Source organism: Streptomyces sp. H27-H1 (assembly GCF_026627445.1).
In the GTDB taxonomy this organism is placed as follows: domain Bacteria; phylum Actinomycetota; class Actinomycetes; order Streptomycetales; family Streptomycetaceae; genus Streptomyces.
Genome location: NZ_JAPNLJ010000151.1, coordinates 1 through 1,116, shown reverse-complemented (window position 1 = coordinate 1,116; position 1,116 = coordinate 1). Strand labels below are relative to the sequence as shown.

1 tRNA gene and 1 pseudogene are annotated in these 1,116 nt (G+C 61.7%); both read left to right on the top strand.

The features are described 5' to 3' along the window. The first annotated feature begins 382 nt into the window (after window positions 1–382). Window positions 383–466 (top strand) — tRNA-Leu (locus OTB20_RS42230). 574 nt (window positions 467–1,040) lie between these two features. Next, a pseudogene (locus tag OTB20_RS42225) lies at window positions 1,041–1,116 on the top strand (IS5/IS1182 family transposase); the annotation flags it as partial.

Here is a 1,116-nt window from a genome sequence, read left to right as displayed (position 1 = left end):
ACGCCCGCCGACGCCACAGCGCGCTCGGCTACCTTTCCCCGATGGAGTTCGAACAGCAGCACCACAAGACAACTAAACTCTCACTCGCAGCATGAACCCCTGTGTCCACACTCCGGGGGTCACCTCACATCCGCCCCGCGCTGCGACATGCACACAGCCCGCAATATAGACGCCACGAGCCAAAACCGAAGAAGTCCACGACTCCTCGCCCACGCCGCACCGGTTAAAGATCAAGTTAGGTCGAGCGTGGCGAGAATGCGGGGCCTTCACCTCGACCGGAGCTCCGGTCAAACCCGGAACGATTCAGTCCAAGAGCAGGAAGGACTTACTTCAGGATCTGCGTGGCCCCTGACCTGAACACGGCCTATACTGGAACCGTCACGGGAGTGTGGCGGAACTGGCAGACGCGCCGGATTCAAGTCCCGGTGCCCTTCGTGGCGTGAGGGTTCGATTCCCTCCACTCCTACTGTGTGATCTGTCGGCCATCCCCCTCTGTGAGAACCTGAAGTGAGTCAGGGGACCCGGAATCTGTCAACTTTGAGTCCGGGGGTGTGGCTCTGTTCCCTTACGAGCTCGTGCATGGTTGGTGGTGCGGCGCTGGGATGTGGATCCTTGATCATGTTCGTGGGGTGGGGAACGGGACTCGTGCAGCAATCATCAGTGATCGGAGGATCACAGGGCTGTCCGCCGATGTGATCGCCGAACTCGTTGCCGAGGTGGGCCCGTTATGGCATGAACGGCATCAGGCAGGGCTGGAGTCCAGACCGAGGATGCGGGCTGTCGGCGCGGAGGCAAAGCACCAGCTGGTCTTCATCGACCGGCTCTTGGCCACGCTCGTCCACCTTCGCCACGGTGTGTCGGCGTACTCGCGTATGTGAGTTGGGTACGGCTGAACGTGCAAAGCAAGTAGCCATTGAGCTTCTTCAGCGTGGCCACCGATCGGGTGATGTCCGCGGTGGGCCGTGGAGGCAGAACGAGCAGGGCTCCCTGGCAGTTGAGGGAGGTATCTGACGTCTCGCCTCTGTCGCCGGGGAGCCCCGTTGCTTACGTATCCTGCCGCACTCGACCTGCCGCATGCCCTGGTTGAGGCGGTGACGATGCTGATCGTCCTCCGTG